Annotated in this window: 17 protein-coding genes; 11 read left to right on the forward strand and 6 right to left on the reverse strand. The window is 36.1% G+C overall.

Going from position 1 to position 16956, the window contains the following annotated elements:
- Positions 1-489: 489 nt before the first annotated feature.
- On the reverse strand, positions 490-1314 hold the full coding sequence (locus tag OO016_RS04765; protein ID WP_266011267.1) for a DUF7151 family protein: 825 nt from the start codon (positions 1312-1314) through the stop codon (positions 490-492).
- A 292-nt stretch (positions 1315-1606) separates the two neighbouring features.
- Between OO016_RS04765 and OO016_RS04770 the strand changes: the two genes are divergently transcribed.
- The 3 genes from OO016_RS04770 (at position 1607) to OO016_RS04780 (ending at position 4715) form a co-directional block, all read left to right on the forward strand.
- Complete coding sequence (locus OO016_RS04770) at positions 1607-3166, forward strand: BspA family leucine-rich repeat surface protein (RefSeq protein WP_266011269.1); 1560 nt, start codon at positions 1607-1609, stop codon at positions 3164-3166.
- A gap of 1154 nt (positions 3167-4320) precedes the next feature.
- Entirely contained in the window at positions 4321-4524 is a 204-nt protein-coding gene (locus OO016_RS04775; protein ID WP_266011271.1) for a hypothetical protein, read from the forward strand.
- A gap of 2 nt (positions 4525-4526) precedes the next feature.
- Entirely contained in the window at positions 4527-4715 is a 189-nt protein-coding gene (locus OO016_RS04780) for a helix-turn-helix domain-containing protein (RefSeq protein ID WP_266011273.1), read from the forward strand.
- A 98-nt stretch (positions 4716-4813) separates the two neighbouring features.
- Here the strand turns inward: OO016_RS04780 and OO016_RS04785 are convergent, their stop codons facing one another.
- The 4 genes from OO016_RS04785 to OO016_RS04800 all read right to left on the reverse strand — a co-directional run bounded on the left by OO016_RS04785 (position 4814) and on the right by OO016_RS04800 (position 11670).
- A complete protein-coding gene (locus OO016_RS04785; RefSeq protein WP_266011275.1) occupies positions 4814-7813 on the reverse strand; it encodes a type I restriction endonuclease subunit R in 3000 nt (999 codons plus the stop codon).
- Positions 7810-9084 (reverse strand): restriction endonuclease subunit S, encoded by a 1275-nt coding sequence (locus OO016_RS14460; RefSeq protein WP_266011277.1) that lies wholly within the window; start codon positions 9082-9084, stop codon positions 7810-7812. The genes OO016_RS04785 and OO016_RS14460 overlap by 4 nt, the downstream gene beginning before the upstream one ends.
- A complete protein-coding gene (locus OO016_RS04795) occupies positions 9084-10805 on the reverse strand; it encodes a type I restriction-modification system subunit M (RefSeq protein ID WP_266011279.1) in 1722 nt (573 codons plus the stop codon). Before OO016_RS04795 ends, OO016_RS14460 begins: the two co-directional genes overlap by 1 nt.
- An 88-nt stretch (positions 10806-10893) precedes the next feature.
- Positions 10894-11670, reverse strand: a complete 777-nt coding sequence (locus OO016_RS04800) for a hypothetical protein (protein ID WP_266011281.1) — start codon at positions 11668-11670, stop codon at positions 10894-10896.
- Between the two features lie 324 nt (positions 11671-11994).
- On the opposite strand from OO016_RS04800, the gene OO016_RS04805 reads away from it, so the two are divergent.
- The 4 genes from OO016_RS04805 (at position 11995) to OO016_RS04820 (ending at position 13548) form a co-directional block, all read left to right on the forward strand.
- Positions 11995-12261 carry a hypothetical protein gene (locus OO016_RS04805; RefSeq protein ID WP_266011283.1) on the forward strand — a complete coding sequence of 89 codons (267 nt, stop codon included), beginning with the start codon at positions 11995-11997 and terminating at the stop codon, positions 12259-12261.
- An 82-nt stretch (positions 12262-12343) separates the two neighbouring features.
- Positions 12344-12505: a hypothetical protein gene (locus OO016_RS04810; protein ID WP_266011285.1), complete on the forward strand. Its 162-nt coding sequence runs from the start codon at positions 12344-12346 to the stop codon at positions 12503-12505.
- A gap of 199 nt (positions 12506-12704) precedes the next feature.
- Positions 12705-12995 (forward strand): hypothetical protein, encoded by a 291-nt coding sequence (locus OO016_RS04815; protein WP_266011287.1) that lies wholly within the window; start codon positions 12705-12707, stop codon positions 12993-12995.
- Between the two features lie 112 nt (positions 12996-13107).
- Positions 13108-13548: a hypothetical protein gene (locus OO016_RS04820; RefSeq protein WP_266011289.1), complete on the forward strand. Its 441-nt coding sequence runs from the start codon at positions 13108-13110 to the stop codon at positions 13546-13548.
- Positions 13549-13561: 13 nt separating this feature from the next.
- On the opposite strand, the gene OO016_RS04825 is transcribed toward OO016_RS04820, so the two are convergent.
- The gene (locus tag OO016_RS04825; RefSeq protein ID WP_266011291.1) at positions 13562-14167 is read right to left on the reverse strand and encodes a recombinase family protein; all 606 of its coding nucleotides are present in this window, start codon (positions 14165-14167) and stop codon (positions 13562-13564) included.
- Positions 14168-14437: 270 nt separating this feature from the next.
- On the opposite strand from OO016_RS04825, the gene OO016_RS04830 reads away from it, so the two are divergent.
- The 4 genes from OO016_RS04830 (at position 14438) to OO016_RS04845 (ending at position 16784) form a co-directional block, all read left to right on the forward strand.
- Positions 14438-14818, forward strand: a complete 381-nt coding sequence (locus tag OO016_RS04830; RefSeq protein WP_266011293.1) for a hypothetical protein — start codon at positions 14438-14440, stop codon at positions 14816-14818.
- Between the two features lie 16 nt (positions 14819-14834).
- Positions 14835-15623: a hypothetical protein gene (locus tag OO016_RS04835; protein ID WP_266011294.1), complete on the forward strand. Its 789-nt coding sequence runs from the start codon at positions 14835-14837 to the stop codon at positions 15621-15623.
- 101 nt (positions 15624-15724) lie between these two features.
- Positions 15725-16279, forward strand: a complete 555-nt coding sequence (locus OO016_RS04840; protein WP_266011295.1) for a hypothetical protein — start codon at positions 15725-15727, stop codon at positions 16277-16279.
- A 160-nt stretch (positions 16280-16439) separates the two neighbouring features.
- Entirely contained in the window at positions 16440-16784 is a 345-nt protein-coding gene (locus OO016_RS04845) for a 7(1) septoil knot domain-containing protein (RefSeq protein ID WP_266011297.1), read from the forward strand.
- The last annotated feature ends 172 nt before the right edge of the window (positions 16785-16956 follow it).

Consider the following 16956-nt stretch of genomic DNA (forward strand, 5'->3'; position numbering starts at 1 on the left):
ATATTGCTGTTTTTTGGATGGGATTACTCAAACGTCTTTGAAAATCACCTTCATCTCCCTACAATTCTGATACTCGAATGCCCCGGCATTTCCCTTCAAATACACCAGTGCCTTCTCACCGAAAATAGATGGCAAATACCTGCTATATGCTGTTGGGGAGATTGTGTTGATAGTAATTGGAATCAGGATAACCCTGCAATTAAATAATTGGAATGAAAATCAGAAGTGGTTACAGGCTGAAAAGAGTTTACTTGCATAGGTTTCATTGGGATATGCTCAGAAGTTAAAACGGCTTATGGAAGTAGCCTGGTTTAACTCTCGGCAAGCCTTATTTTCTGTTTTTGATATCAAGATACCTTTCCCGGAAGTTCACGCTCTAGAGACCTGTTTCCGTTCCCCAAAATAGCCACCCTGGCCGAGCCGTCGTATATTCTCTGCCTACCCCATTTGACTATATAAATTTGGAAGGAAAACCATAGTGTGGATTTCTTAATTTCTGCTCAAATACCCTTCAAAATATACTATTATTGGATCTGAACTATTTATTCTTACGTTTCGAATTAGCACATAAAGTCTTTCATTATCTTTTCCAAAATTTTCAAACTCCAGTCCTTCTAATACCCTGTCCGTCCCTATTATAACTGCAACTGGATTAATCATCCTGTATGAATTAGTGTTAGTGGGAGTAAAAGCAACATCTTCAGCGAGTCTGTTGTCCCATAAAATGTCAACATAATAAGTATTTTCTCCATTTGTAGCGTCAGGAACAAACAATGAATTAAAGGTGGTCATTTGTATTGCAGATCCTTGTAATACTTCGTCGGTATTCCATACTCCATTTAGATCAACAATATTGTCATTACTTTGGCCTTGACAATCTGAAGTGTCAAAAACTCCATCTCCATTAACATCTTCCGCAGGATCATTCACTCCATTACCATTTGTATCCCAACAATTAATGCCGTCTGCACCGTCTGCACCGTCTTGCCCATCTTCTCCATTACAAACAATGGTGGATCCCTGGATTTCATTTTCATCCAGCTGCCCATTTTCATTCGTATCAAGCCCAAAGAATATTTCAAAACCTCCGTTTGTACATGCCTGACCAGGATCAATTACAACAACACTGACCACTGTATTGTACCCGTCTTGTCCGTCCTGTCCATCTTGTCCCGGATCTCCTTTCTCGCCCTGAATCCCCTGTGGTCCCGGTTGTCCCTGGATAATGGTTTCTTTGGTACATGCTATAACTACCAGAAATGCAGTAATAAGAGTAATAGCCCGATTTATGAAACTCACGTCAAACTTTTTCATGGTAAGGATAATTTGGAGTTTACAGAACGAAATAAATCAGGTGATATTGCTGTTTTTTAGATGGGATTATTTAAACATCCCTGAAAACCACTTTCATCTCCCCACTATTCTGCCCCGTAATATTTACCACGAGAATTCTCAATAGTCTTAACACCTGTATGGTCTAGTAGCTCACTTACAGTTTCATTTGGAATCACATTATTGCATTCACACACAAAAAGCCTGGATACACAACAATTAATTCTTGTTTTAAGGGTCTCTATCTAGTTTTGAGTAAACCATTCAACCTGCCATGAGATATTCCATAGTTAGTGTATTAGTTCTTGTTTTAGTATTGAGCAGCTGTTCAAAAGATGAAGAAGTAAAGCGATATAACCTCAATACCACTATTAACCCAGTAGAAGGAGGGGTCGTGTCGCCTGCTTCTGGAACCTTCAATTCTGGAGAGACATTTACCCTTACGGCTACACCTTCTGAAAACTATGAGTTTTCAAATTGGAGTGGTAATGCAGAAGGAACTTCATTAACAGTATCCGTTACTATGGATTCTGACAAAAATATTATTGCATCCTTTACAAAGAAAGATACCGATGGAGACGGGATAACGGATGATCTGGATATATGCAATGACACCCCAAATGGTGAACCAGTAGATCCCAGTGGATGTTCGAATACTCAAAAAGACAGCGACGGAGACGGAGTGACAGATGACGCAGACACTTGTAGCGATACCCCCTCAGGAGAAACAGCAGATGCTAATGGATGCTCTGATTCTCAAAAGGATACTGATGGGGATGGTGTAACGGATGATCTGGATACCTGTCCTGGTACCTCTTCAGGGGAAACTGTAGACGGTAGTGGATGTGCAGATTCTCAAAAAGATACAGACGGAGACGGAGTAACTGACGATTTGGACTCTTGTAGTGATACCCCATCAAGTGAAACAGCAGATGCTAATGGATGCTCTGATTCTCAAAAGGATACTGATGGGGATGGCGTTTCAGATGCCCTGGATCAATGCAATAACACCCCTGCTAATGTTCAGGTGGATGAAAATGGATGTGCCCTGCCCCCTGTCTATTTAGATGCAAACGGGGTTACCATTAAGGCCTACGAATGGGCTCAAGTGGGTGATACAGGACAACTTAACGGGGTAACCTATACAATCGTGGACAGAACGATGTTAATCGAAAGGATTGGTGCTTTTGAAGACCTTAGTACTGTTTGTACTTCAAAAATCACTGACATGAGTCACCTTTTTGAGTTTGAACAGGGAGTTAGGGATTACACAATTCCGGGAAACAATATAAGCAGTTGGGATGTCAGTAATGTAACTACCATGAACTCCATGTTTGAAGGTTCTGATTTTAACCAGGACATGTTGGGCTCCTGGGATGTAAGCAGTGTTGTGGATATGAAAGAGATGTTCAATGCCTCCGACTTCAATCAAAACATCGGGGGCTGGGATGTGCGAAATGTCCAAAACATGAGCTGGATGTTTGGCACCTCCTCCTTCAACCAGCCCATTGGGAACTGGGATGTGGGCAATGTGACCGACATGTCATCTATGTTTTCTTTGAACGCCGCCTTTGACCAGGATTTAAGTGCCTGGAACGTGAGCAGCGTAATTAACATGTTTGGCATGTTTTCATTTACCTCTTTTAACCAACCTATTGGCAATTGGGATGTTAGTAGTGTAACCGACATGTCAGGAATGTTTAATTCGAACGCATCTTTCAACCAAGACTTAGGCGGGTGGAACGTGGAAAATGTCGTTGCCTGTAGCGGCTTTAGCTTTAGCACCATACAATGGACACTCCCCAAACCAAACTTCACGAATTGCACTCCGTAGTTTGTAAGATTATATACAAAAATCCTAACTGAAGCCCTCTCTTGGAGGAGGGCTTTTTGTGTCAAAGGAAAATCAAAACACCTCTGCTAAAAAAACACAATTCAATTATCGTCAAAAGACCAACAAAAAATCCAGCCGTTTCAAATAGACTGGATTTCTTACTATGTGGTCCCAGCCAAAACTTTTTGATTGAGTTATAATTTTACATGGCTAAAAATCCTTTCGCGGTCTGGACGGGATTCTTTTCTTCCCACCTCCATTAGTACTTCGGTGGATGGAAAAGGGCCCAGGTGTAGGGCCTGCAGAAATTTAGCCCTTCCGCAGACTTTTAGATAAATAAATTAGACGGGATTCTTTGCTCACTTCACTCGCAAAGGGCCCTAAGGGTGGCCCAGTAATGAAGTGAACCCTTCTCTGCCTCCGGCAGGATTGGTTTTTAATATATCATTGGAAAGTGAACTTTCATGATGATCCATTAAAAAACCCCTCACACTATGTGCGAAGGGTTCTACTTCATTGCGGTCTGGACGGGAATAGAACCAATTATTAAATATTTGTAAAACAGATTATTAAATAATATAAAAGAACACTTTGTGTTCTAAAATTGTATAATTGGTACACCATGTGTTCCAATTTAATAATTTGTGTTCAATGATTTTCAGAGTTGTATTCTTGATTAAGAAATTTAAGATTTAATTTCTTGTAAACCCGAACATTCAAAAACAATGAACCCTCTTAAATAGGGGTTTTTATATCGGGGATAAAATTTATCTCACTTTTTCTCCAATTCTTTACGTTTTCTCACTCATCTTAATACTTATAGACAGAAAGGTTTATTCCACAAGTGATAGTTTGTTGAATAGATAACCAATCTGAGTGATTTGATCAGTATCTGTGGAGTTTTTGAACCACACCCTTATCTACAGGGAAAATCAATTCTAAAATCTATCGGTTTCAATCCACCAGTATTGAGATATACAAACGGAGGGGGTGAAATCCATTATGGTAGAATTGGAGGTAATAATGGATTTATGGGAAATAGTTTGAATACCCATAGGTGTTCTACCGATGTGAAGTGGAACAAAAACCCCCACACCCTCTAAGGGTGTGGTGTATCCCTCCGTGAAATAAAACTAGTAGATAAGTTAAGAAGTATGGAACTAAAACGATATGAAAATGTAATTCAAGTAATTAAGATACTTGATAAGAAGATTTTGAAAGTATTAACCGAAGATGATTCTAACCTTGAAAAACTGAAAACATTCATTGATATCAGAAAAATGTACACTGATGAATACAATGGATTAGAAAAGGGAAGAAGAACCCATCAGATGTTCAATGATTCAAAGAAAGGATGAAAATGAAAGATAGAATTTCAAAACAAGAACTTGAAGAACTCTATGGAGTGACTCGTCACACGATAGAAACCTGGAGAAGGAAGTACGGATTACCAATGATAGAAATATCATCTCATAAGAAATATATCAGGAGAGAGGATCTAGTGAAATGGGAAGATGAAATGAAGGATAAGTTGGAGGTAGAAGTTTAAAATTCAAACTGTGTAAAAGTTTGAAAATTACAGGGTATTTTTAAGTTTTCAGAGTTAAGGGGAATACTACTTTCTATAAACTTCTTTTATCTATTCCCTTAACCTCTCAATTGATTCAACAAGTCAGGTCTTGAAATAAACATCTGAATCAACCTCTCTTTATTCTCTCTCTTATCAAAGTATTCAAAGAGTTTCGTACTTACTTCAAGGGTATTAATATTCTTCTTATCAAATATCTCCTTCATCTTATCCCTTTTGTTTGAATCTGTATTATCGGAGTTAACAACATATTCGAACTCTTTATCAGAAACGATACTCTGAAGTAATTTTTTGGAACCTTCTTCCGTTCCTTCAGGAACCTTACCGTATATATCATTTATATCATTAATAATTTGGGAGAGTAAATCAAATTCTTCTTCCTTCTTACTCCTTCCAGTTCCGTAGGTTGGAGGTTTAGGATGAGTACCACCAGGTTCAAGGGAAATACTAAGTTTACCCTTTATATCGAGGTTCAGGGATTCCAAATCAACAAGGTTGGAAACATCCAGTTTTCCAATTCCTTCCACGGGGAATTTCTTTCTTAGATACTCAAAGAATATATAGTGTTTCTCCAACTCAATGTTATCAAACTGATGAATCATTGAGATGAATCCGTAGAGTTTACAGTAATTGGAAACCTTATAACGGGATTCATCCTTATCCTCATCCGAAAGTACCCTCCATCTCTCCAAAACAATATTCAGAATGGGTTGAAGTAACCCATCATCCCTTCTTTTATCCTGATAGAAAATGGAACACCAATCATCTACTTCCTGTTTAGTGAACATCCCATACTCACGTATCTCGTCCAGTAAATCATATACGAGGTTCGGGTCTGTCTCCTCAGAGAGGATTGTTGTTTCGTAGAAATCTTGGAAGGAGTTTTGAATGGTTTCCACACTATTTACAAAATCAAGAACAAACGTATTGGTCTTCCCCTTGGTTTTTCGATTCAAACGAGAGAGGGTTTGAACACATTGAACTCCATTAAGAGGTTTGTCAATGAACATTGAGTGAAGTAGAGGTTCATCAAACCCTGTTTGGAACTTATTACAAACGATTAAAACTCGATATAAGGGGTTTTTGAATCCTTTGGGTATATCCTTACCCTCAAACCCATTATCACGGTTTAAGTCCCCCTCAGTCACCTTTGAGTCCCCTAATAGAACATCACCTGTGAAACTCACAAGGGGTTTTATCCTATGGTATAGGTTTCGTTCTTTGAGTTGTTTGTTCATCTCCACGAAATACTTCACCGTATCCTCAATGGAACGAACAACCACCATTCCTTTTCCTCTCCCTTCAATGGATTTAACGGTGGTGGTCATGAGGTTATCCAAAATGATGGAAACCTTTCTTCGGATGGTTTCTTCATTGGAATCAACCCATTTTATGAGTTCCTTTTTTCCTCTACTTTCAGGAAGTTCTACATCCTCACCTTTACCACGAAGTTTGAACCATCGTTTTACAGGAGTAAAGGATTTAAGAACATCCAAAGTAAAACCTTCCCCAATGGATTGTCTCATGGTGTAAGTGTGGAAGGGTATCTTGGAACCATCGGGTTGAGGTGTTCCAAAGATTTCTATGGTTTGAGGTTTGGGAGTTCCTGTGAATCCAAAGAAGGAAATGTGGTTCTGTTTCTGACGGGACCTCATTTCCTTTTGAATCTTCAAAACTTCTTCATTTACCTTTTCATCATCCACATCAGGTTCATCCTGATGGAGGTTTATGGATAGAGTTTTGTTGAGGTTCTTGGAACCTTTACCCCCTTGGGAGGAATGAACTTCATCCACAATTACTCCAAACTTCATCCCTTTAAGTTCTTTGATTCGGTTCACCACAACTCCAAATTTCTGAATAGTGGTAATGATGATGTTCTTACCTGATTTTAGGGATTTTCGAAGTTGTTCTGAATCTTTATCAATCTGTTGAACTACCCCCTGAACTTGTTCTAAACTCTTTACCGTATCCTGAAGTTGTTTATCCAACACCTTTCTATCGGTGATGATGATTACGGAATCAAACATCCTATCCTGACCATCATTCTTGAATAGGTTGATTAACATGAAGGATAACCAACCGATGGAATAGGATTTACCTGAACCCGTTGTGTGTTGAATGAGGTAGTTGGTTCCAACATCATCATGGGTTACTTGGGATTTCAATTTTCGAACAACATCCAATTGATGATATCGTGGGAAGATTAAAACGGATTTCTTCTTTTCAACTACCTTCTTCTTTTCATCACTCCAAATGAAATCGGATTCCTTGGTAAATAGAACGAAGTTTTCAAGAATATCAAGAAGTGAGGTGGGAGTAAGTATTTCTTCCCACATATAGGAAACTCTATATCCATCATGATTTATAGGATTCTCTAATCCTTTATTGAATGGAAGGAAGAAAGTATCCTCACCACTCAATTTGGTTGTCATCATCACCCTATCGTTATCCATACTGAAATGACAAACACACCTTTGGAATTGAAGTAGGGGTTCTCCTTTTGGGTCTCTATCAAACTTGTATTGATAATTGGAATCCTGAACGGTTTGACCTGTAAGTTGGTTTTTTAGTTCAATGGTTAAAATGGGAATCCCATTGATAAAAAGAACCACATCAATGGATTTCTCTGAATGGGGAGAGTAATGGAGTTGACGAACAAAAAGGAATCGGTTTTTGAGGTATTTATCCTCCCTATATTTCTTGTTCAGGGAACTACTCGGTTGAAAGTAAACCGTTTTGATATTACCCCCTTGAATCTCATTAAAACCCTTCCTTAGAACGTGAATTAAACCTTTGTTTCCAATTTCCCTATTGAGACGGGATAACAGTTTTGAATCGGTACTATTCCCGTATCTCTTTTGAAGTTTATCGTAAACATCAGGTTGGGAATCCTTTACAAATTGAATGTATTCCTCTCCTATGATACACTTCTCCCTATCATACCAAGTATCGGTGGAACGATGTATTCTTGAATCATACTTCAATCCATCATCTTCCATGGAGGTTAGGTAATCCTCAATGTATTCTTCAAATCGTTTTTCTGTTGGAACCCACGTCATACTCCTGAAACTTTGATTTTACCTGTTACTACTTCTGAAATCAGGGATTGACGGTATTCTTTGAGTAGTTCTATTCTCTTTTCTTCTTTGGAAATGGTGGTATCAATGAGTTCAGTTTCCTTATCAAGGTATTCAACGATTTGTTGTTGTTCCTTTTCGTCATCAACATAAGGAACTACCATATTCTGAAGGGTTGAAACTGTAAGTTGATTTATGGTAGATGTTAAGAATAATCCTGATTGACTTTCAAAAATTGGAGAGTTCAACAACCAATAAAAGAATTTAGGTGATACTGACCTATAAACGGTCATAAACACTCCCCATGTTAGTTTCTCCAAATCTTCAGTAATCAAACAGTTCTTTCCAATTAGTCTTCTACTCCCGTTTCGTGAACAAATCAGTATATCTCCTTCTTTTGTTCTCAACTTTTCAGGAATTTCACAATCAACATATACGTTGTCCTCGAAACTTGGTTTCCCTTCCTGAATATTAGATGACCTCATAACCAAAACACCATTTTTTTCATCAACTTGGTTTTCGGGTTTGTAGGATAATCCAATAATTACATTTCCCTTGTATTTAAGTTTGATTGTATCCCAATGAATCGGTATCTCCCCAATCCATTCCACCCCACTATACTTCATTTCCACATCAGGGTTCAATCCTTTGGTAACTACTTCATTGATTAAAGAGGTTCGTTGTTCTTTGAGTAACTCAATCTTTCGTTGGGTTTTCTCAATCAGGGAATCAATCAGAGAGGTTTTGGTATCGAGGAAGGAGACGATTTCTTTTTGTTCATCGGGGGGTGGGATTGGAATAATAATGTTTTGAAGTTCCGTAAATCTTGTTGACCATAAATCCCAATGAATCCCCTTACCGTTTCTAAAGAATTCTTCTATGAATTCATAAGATTTGAACAAGAAACCCGAGTATTCGGGATTAATAGAATCAGTAGAGACTACGATATTTATCAAACTTACCGAACCTTCTAATGAAGATAATCCTGAACTCCCCTTCCTGTCAGACCTACTATTTATTACAAAATCATTCTTACAAACCTTCTTTCTGTTATCATGACTATCTGATTTTGCTACTGTATCCAACTGTGGAACTATCCCGTTTCTTGTAACTGATAATGGAGGAAAATCTTTATCACTTACCTTTTCATTTCTTTCGAAGAAATGTTCCTTTACCCGTGAGGTTTTCCAATCCTTCGGAATCTCCCCAATCCATTCTACCCCCGAATCCTTATATGAAAAATATCTATCCACTATTCTACAATCTCTTTAAGTAAGGATTCCGTTTCTTTCTCCAACTCTAATAAATCTTGAGTTATTTCTTTTAATCTCCGTAAAGGTTTGTATTTGTAGAAATACTTGGTGAAGTTAATTTCATAACCCACTTTGTTATTATCCCAATCAATCCATGAATCGGGTAAATGAGGTTTTACCTCACTCTCAAAATACTCCTGAATATCCTCCATTAGGGGAACCCGTTCATAGTCACGTAATTTTGTATCAGGTTTAGTATTTCCACTTCTATCCCGAACTATTTTTCCATTCTTAATTTGGGGTTGTTCAATCCGAACTTTGGTATAACCAAAGAACTCATTTGGGTAGATTTTGGAAATTTCCGATTCTTCAAAATTCTTATATAACTCGAGAATTCTTAATCTGTTTTCATCGTTGATAAAATTACTTTTAGAACCGAGATTTTTTCTCATTGAAGTACCAAATTGGGTTCCATCAATCAACTGTATTTTACCCCTCCTTTGTTCAGATTTCTTGTTGGTTACAATCCATAAATAAGTTTGAATTCCTGTATTAAAAAACATTCTATCGGGTAGAGAAACGATACCTTCCAACCAATCATTTTCAATAATCCATCTACGGATTTCAGATTCTCCACTTCCACTATCTCCCGTGAACAATGGAGAACCGTTGAATACCACTCCAATACGGGAACCCTGACTTTCCATCTTGGAAATCATGTGTTGTAGGAACAAAAGAGAACCATCACTTACCCTTGGAGTTCCTACGAAGAATCTACTTCCTTCTTCAGGTGAAAGTTTTGATTCATTTTCAATTTTCTTCTTTTCAGATTTCCAACTCACTCCGAATGGAGGGTTAGTAATCATGTAATCAAACTTCCTACTCCTATCACTAAATTGGTCATTGGTCAGAGTTGAACCCAACTTGATGTTATTGGGTTCTTCATCGGTAATCAGGAAATCCGATTTACAGATGGAATATGTTTGTGGGTTTAGTTCCTGTCCAAATAGGTTCACATCAACATTCGGACTGATGTTCTCATGTATATACTCCTTTCCAATCGTCAACATTCCACCCGTACCACAACAAGGGTCATAAATGGAAACAATCTTACCCTCTTGTGAGAGTTTCTCCTTATCGGGAGAGAGAACCAAGGAAACCAACAAACGAACAATATCACGAGGGGTGTAGTGTTCCCCACTTGTTTCGTTGGACATCTCCGAGAACCTACGAAGGAGTTCCTCGAAGATTTGACCCATAGTGTGGTTATCTACCACATTTGGGTGAAGATTTACCTCGGTAAACTTCTCAATTAGGATGTAGAGTTTATCATTAGAATCGAGTTTATCAATGTGTTTTTGTAAACCGAAGTTTTGAATAATATCCTGAACATTGGTTGAGAAACTACTCAGGTAATCATAGATGTTCTCCGAGAGTTTGGAAGGTTCTTGTTTTAATCGATTCAAATCGTATCGGGAGTAGTTTGAAAACTTCAAGTTGAGTTTGGAATGGATGATTCGGGAGGTATCCTCAAACTTATCCTTGTATTCTTCATGAATCTTGATGATATCATCTTTCTTCCCTTCAAGAACACAATCCAATCTTCGTAGAACTACAAAAGGAAGGATTACATCCCCGTACTCGTGTTGTTTGAATAATCCTCTGAGAACATCATCACAAACGTTCCAAATGAAGGAGGAAATTTCGTTATGGTTGGACATAGAAAAATCAGATTTTAACCTTAAAAGTAGTCATTGTTGGGGAAATAAGATTGGGGTTTCCTTAATAGTTGATTCAATAAAAAACCCACTAATTGTGGGTTTTGTTTTGTTTTCTCTCTTCTTCAATTTGTTGTTTAGTTTTTCTCTTTCCATATATGGGTTTCCCAGTTTTATCAAACCCCAAATGAAACCCTTTAGATTCCTTTTTCACCTTCTTCACAGGGGGTTCGTAATAAGAAGATTTCTTATACAGTCTTGGAAGATACTTCTTACCATCAATCTTCTTATTTATCCAATCATCCAGTGTTCCCTTCATCTTCAATTCCCTAATCATCTCTTTTCTTATTAAAGGGGTAACAATCTTAATTAGTTGTTCTTTAATCAAATCGTAATGGTCTGTTCTTCTCACGGGTTTCATTTCATACCAATGAGTAAGATTAGTCCTACCCTCAATCAAATCTAGGTACTTCGTAACATAGGGGTTAGTTCCTAGGTATATAGATCTTCTTTTCCCACCAACACTGACTATACAATCCCAACTTCTATTACCAGAGGTATACAAGGAAATTTCGGTTGAATTTTTTTGTTTCAACTTTTTGTTTTTACTCATTGAAATACTGAAGGAAGGAGAGAATTTTTTATGGTATTTAACAAGTTGATGATACTCTTTGGTTCTCTTTTTCTTCATTTTTCTCAACTCCTTCTTGAGAATTTTAATTTTCTCTAAATCAGATTGAATCTTCTTCTCTCGTCTTCTGATGTTATACAAAAGTTTATCGTACTGGAACTTTTTGTTCACCTCTTGTTGAGGTAAAAAGACCCAGTCATCTCCAATGAATTTCAGTTTGTAATCCTCCTCTTTCATAAGGACTGAAGTTACAAAATCTTACCTGAAAATCACCCTGAAATGGTATTTAGGTAACTCAAAATTATACTGGATGTGTAAGAAAGTTTGTGGTGATACAATTCAGAAAATCCAGTAAAAAGTTACCGGAAAATAAATTAAAAGTTGACCTCAGGTAACCCCTGATTATACTGGATATGTAAGAAAGTTTGAGATGATAACCTCTTTAATAAACAAGGACAAAAAAGTTACCGGAAAGAAGGATAAAAGTTGTCTTCAGGTAACCTCCGATTATACTGGATGTGTAATAAAAATTAAAAGTTAAACCCATTAAAATCTAATAAAATGAGAATTACAAACCATTTCAAAAAAAGACTCAAAGAACGGTTCAACTTAACAGTTGAGGAATTGATGAATGATTTGAAAAACAAAAAAATCAGTGGTGTCTTCAAAATTTACAAATACGGGGACCCTGAAATCATTGACGAATACCCACACCTCTATTACAAACTCAGAGAAGAGGGAGACAAATTAATTGTGAGTGAACCTCTGAATATGGTAATAGTTTGGAAAGACTTTTCACTCTGTTCCTGTTACCCAATTATAGGATAAGTGAAAGAGTTACCTGATAAAGAATAAAAACTTGTGTTCTGGTAACCCCGGTTTATGTAGTAAGTGTATTAAAAATTTAGAAATGAGAAATATTAAAAACAACGAAATGAAAACTGTTGAACAGTTCCTGTTGGAACCCGAAACTGTAGTTACTGAGAGTATTGAACGGAACAAACATCTTCAGAACATCCTTTACGGAGTTTGGAAGGAGGAAGATGAAGAAGAGACCTTCCTTAATTACTAAGTAGAAGACAGAAGTAAGAACCCTCCGAAGGTAGGTTATGAAACCTTCAATGTTCTTTGACATTTTGGAAGGTGTTGGAAGAGGAAACACCAATTCTCTTTCCAAAAAAAATTAAATTTTTTAATATGGGAAATAGGAGGTTTCTCTCTGACTCCTTCCAAACCCAATTGTAAACAGGGAGAATATTAATTTTTTAATTATGGAGAATTTAAATTCTGAAGAAGTGGTGGATAACAGTAATTCACCTAAAATTATTGATTTCTTGATGGAATTATGTAATCAGGAAATTCTTGAAAATGTGGTTGATAAGTACAATTATCTTTTCAAATCATATGACAATATAACTTTAGGATGTGAACTAAGTTATATTATTTACAAATTGGACGAACTTGGGATTGATGTTGGAGAGGATCTAAATCACATTTATTTGTGGAATGAGATTCTAATCGAACAAAATAATTCTAATTCTCAAGATGAATTCAATATATAGATGTATAGATTGATAAAAGAAAAACCCTCAAACGAGGGTTTTTTTCTTTTACATACATTATAGTCTCCCATTATAGGGACAAAGAATTGAAATTACATTAAAAATAATACCTATGAAGTATAAATGTCCGAGATACACCGGGGAACCCTCGAATAGGAAATTTCTGGGATTCGATTTCTACATTCAGAGTAATGAAAAACTTTCCAAAAAGAATAGAGAGAAGTTGTTGGTGGATTCGGAAATTCACATGGGGGAAGTAATAGATGGGTTAAATCTCGATGAAAGTAGTATCCATTCCACAGGGTTGGTACAGGAATTGGATCCAAACTTTTCAGATTACGAACTCCTGAACATCTGGAATCCCATTTATGAGGACTTTGGTTATCTGATGACCGAATTCAAGGAAAAGTGGGAAGAATCCAAACTAAAAAGATTCAAAAACCAAAGTTTCAAACTATCCAATGAGTTTGAAGATTTGAAATCACGGGTAAGTAACCTTCAAAAGGAAGTTATGAAGTTGAAGGGGAATAAGATCAAAAGGTTGTTAGGGTAACAAGTGAGTTCCCTTAAACTTCAACAAACCTTCTAACCTTCACCACCGTCTTCGGGGATACCCCCAACCTACCCGAAATATCCCTAACCGATTTTCCCTTCTCCAAAAGAGAGATTATCTGTTTGGATTTCGGTTTATCAAGAAAAGTCTTGGAATTCTCCTCGGTTCCTACGGGTCTTCCCAACTTTCCCCCGTTCATCACATACATTTTTCTACCCATTTCGGTACGTTCCAGGATTTGTTCCCTCTCCAATTCATAAAGGGAACTCATTACAGAGGTAATCAGGTTCCATATAGGGTTCTTTTTCCCATTAACACGAGACTGAAGGTTCCCCATACCACGAACCACCACATTTACTCCCTTTTCATCCAACCAATGAAGGGTTGAGATTACATCAATGGTGTTCCGTCCTAACCTGGAAAGTTCTTCCACTACCAATTCCTGAACCTTCCCTTTTTCAATCAGTTCAATGAGTAGTTTTCCCTTCTCCCGTTCAGAGAAAGGAACCTTCCCACTCACTCCCTTATCAAAGAGAACGAAATCGTAGGTATCGGTATCGAGTTTGAATCGTTCCCCATCCTGATTGATGGTAGAAGTTCGGTTGTATTTAATTCTCATAATGTTATCCTTTAATCTGGAACATTAAAATACAACTTTTCCGAAGGACTTACAAAGTCAATTGACTGTTTTACAGGTCTTTAAGTGTTATCCTTTATGTTACGAATAAAAGGAAAGTGATATTAAGTTGTTGGTGATATATTTTAATTCAAAAAAATAAACGAGTCTTTAATATTCACTATCTTTTGAAAAACTGACTTAAATCATCTGTTAATATAGAATATCATTGTTTCTTTAATAACAGAATTAAGTAATGTAAAATCTATACTTATGAGTGAACATTATATGAGTGATTATCTAACTGATGATAGAAAATATATCAAGAAAATGAAAAGGTCAGAACCTCTACAATCAAAGGAAATGTTCTATGAAGTTTTACAAGAATGGTATAATTGGAATAAAGGAGGTGAAGATAGAATAACTCAAATAGGAGATGTAGAAACAGGTAATACCAAAGTAGTTCACCTATATCTGAATGGTAATCGATATTACTTAAACGGAGATACGAAAATCAGTGGAGTGAAAGAGTTTCTCCGTAATAGAGATAATCCTTGGAAGATAATTCCTAATAATCGTGGTAGAATGAATAAGGTAACTAATGATGAATATGACGAAGGGATAAAAGGATTCTTCTTTTATAAGGAGACATAAATATCCCGTTTGAAAAGTGAAATTAGATTATAACAACAAAACTATTTTATCAAGAGGTTTATTAGAAAAAAGTCTCCAACACTATCACGATTCAAAGAGTCTTGAATATGTAGTAAATCCAAGTTTACCAATTGTTTTTTTTGGGGATATTAGTTCATATCATAACCAAAACTTCAAAGTTATTACAGTTGGTAAGAATCCTTCAAACAGGGAATTCCAATTGTATAGTGAAAGGTATTCATATATACGATTCCCAAAATTTAATGATGATCCAATTAGTTTAGAGACTTCTCTAAATGATTATTTCAAAGTACAACCTTACAGAAGATGGTTTGACAGTTTTGAACCATTTTTAAATGGATTAAATGGTAGTTATTATCCTGAAAATAATTTGAACAAAGTCTTACATACGGATATCTGTTCTCCTATCTCAACAGATCCTACCTGGAGTCTACTTTCTTCAAATCAACAAAGTTATTTGTTCAACAAAGGTTTCAAACTTTGGAAGGAAATCGTTTTGGAACTAAAACCAAATCTAATAGTATTTTCTATTCCTAAAAGGTATGTCCATCTTCTTAATTCGAAGAAGGTAGAAACTTTACATACCATTACTCATAAAAAAGATGGTACTCTAAGAACAAAACCTTATGATTTGGAATTGTATGAAGTAGAAATACATGGTTTTAATACATATTTGGTTTACGGAGAATCCAAGAACACCCCAATGGGTTCAGTTTCTACTCAAGATAAAATCCTAATGGGAGAAAAGTGTTTTAAATTTTTTGAGGATAGAAATTTCACCTAATTATGAGTTTTTTTCCAAGATATACTGAGTGTACAAAGTGTGATTTACATAATTATATAGAACCTTATTCCCAAATTGAATTTCGTCCTAAAAAAGGAGTAATGGAATCTGTTTTGGAACTAAAATATTGTGAGAGATGTGAGACCTATACAAAATGGTTTATGGGAAAGGGTAAATTTCCCGATCTACCTTCAGATTTATATGAAAACCCCTATAAGAATTTGACATTACCTGAATTGAAATCAATCTTAGATGAAAAGAAAGAAAGAGGAAAACTCCTTCAGGTAAAAATGGATAGTTTATCTAAGAATATACTTACAAGGTTATTGTTTTTTAGAAAACTAAATTCCTTAAAAAGGAATCAAGAATATTTACTCGAAAGTATCAGAGAGATAAAACAAAATATAGATGAATCTAAAAGGAATTTAGATTTCTATGAAAAATTTGATATTGATTTCTATGAAAAGTTAGGTGTTAAACCTAAATGTATGAAGTGTGGTTACGATAAACTAAATGATAAACCTAAACATAGTTGTGGTGGTGATCTTGTCATTGTACCTAGTAAGGATATTATTGTTGATCCAATATTTAAGGTACTTTACACTTGTGAATATGACGAATATGGGAAAGTGGTATCAAGAAAACGTTCTCTGTAACTACCTCAAAGGTTGAAAACATATGAATGATAATTTCTTGTAAACCCGAACATCCAAAAACAATGAACCCTCTTAAATAGGGGTTTTCATATCGGGGATTACTTTTGGTGGTATGAATTTTGATCTTTCCTCTCATATAAACCATCATACAGTATGAAAGATGAAAATTCAGTTAACTAAATACATAGTGTTATCACTTCTGATATTACCCTCAGTAATTTACTCTCAGAAAATATTTTCAGTAGAATATGAATCACAATCCGATATTAAAGTATTCGTTGTTGAATACGAATCACAATGTGATTTAAAGGTGTATAAGGTTAAGTATGAATCCCAGGTTGAGGGTAATAAAGGTTTATGGTACTTCGTGAAATATCCATCTCAATCAGACAAGAAAATCTACTTTGTTGATTATGAATCTCAGTCTGATTTAAGAATATTCTTTGTAGAATATCGATCCCAATCAGGGTGGAAGAACAAATCCAAGAAACATCTACTCTATTGACTCTAATTAATTTCTTGTAAACCTCAACATCCAAAAACACCGAACCCCCTTAAATGGGGGTTTTTATATCGGGGATGACTTTATACTCCTATTAAGTATTTCAACAAGTTTCCACTTCTCTTACCCAGTAAATTCTTCTCAAACAATTTATCTGTAATACATTAGATATGAG

The sequence above is a fragment of the Lentiprolixibacter aurantiacus genome, assembly GCF_026241225.1.
Classification (GTDB): domain Bacteria; phylum Bacteroidota; class Bacteroidia; order Flavobacteriales; family Flavobacteriaceae; genus Lentiprolixibacter; species Lentiprolixibacter aurantiacus.

Coding starts and splice junctions, on each gene's coding strand:
- OO016_RS04830 (WP_266011293.1), top strand. CDS start 14,438: ATGAGTGAACATTATATGAGTGATTATCTAACTGATGATAGAAAATAT.
- OO016_RS04840 (WP_266011295.1), top strand. CDS start 15,725: ATGGAATCTGTTTTGGAACTAAAATATTGTGAGAGATGTGAGACCTAT.
- OO016_RS04785 (WP_266011275.1), bottom strand. CDS start 7,813: ATGACGTGGGTTCCAACAGAAAAACGATTTGAAGAATACATTGAGGAT.
- OO016_RS04820 (WP_266011289.1), top strand. CDS start 13,108: ATGAAGTATAAATGTCCGAGATACACCGGGGAACCCTCGAATAGGAAA.
- OO016_RS04810 (WP_266011285.1), top strand. CDS start 12,344: ATGAGAAATATTAAAAACAACGAAATGAAAACTGTTGAACAGTTCCTG.
- OO016_RS04815 (WP_266011287.1), top strand. CDS start 12,705: ATGGAGAATTTAAATTCTGAAGAAGTGGTGGATAACAGTAATTCACCT.
- OO016_RS04825 (WP_266011291.1), bottom strand. CDS start 14,167: ATGAGAATTAAATACAACCGAACTTCTACCATCAATCAGGATGGGGAA.
- OO016_RS04805 (WP_266011283.1), top strand. CDS start 11,995: ATGAGAATTACAAACCATTTCAAAAAAAGACTCAAAGAACGGTTCAAC.
- OO016_RS04775 (WP_266011271.1), top strand. CDS start 4,321: ATGGAACTAAAACGATATGAAAATGTAATTCAAGTAATTAAGATACTT.
- OO016_RS04780 (WP_266011273.1), top strand. CDS start 4,527: ATGAAAGATAGAATTTCAAAACAAGAACTTGAAGAACTCTATGGAGTG.
- OO016_RS04770 (WP_266011269.1), top strand. CDS start 1,607: ATGAGATATTCCATAGTTAGTGTATTAGTTCTTGTTTTAGTATTGAGC.
- OO016_RS04795 (WP_266011279.1), bottom strand. CDS start 10,805: ATGTCCAACCATAACGAAATTTCCTCCTTCATTTGGAACGTTTGTGAT.
- OO016_RS04765 (WP_266011267.1), bottom strand. CDS start 1,314: ATGAAAAAGTTTGACGTGAGTTTCATAAATCGGGCTATTACTCTTATT.
- OO016_RS04845 (WP_266011297.1), top strand. CDS start 16,440: ATGAAAATTCAGTTAACTAAATACATAGTGTTATCACTTCTGATATTA.
- OO016_RS04800 (WP_266011281.1), bottom strand. CDS start 11,670: ATGAAAGAGGAGGATTACAAACTGAAATTCATTGGAGATGACTGGGTC.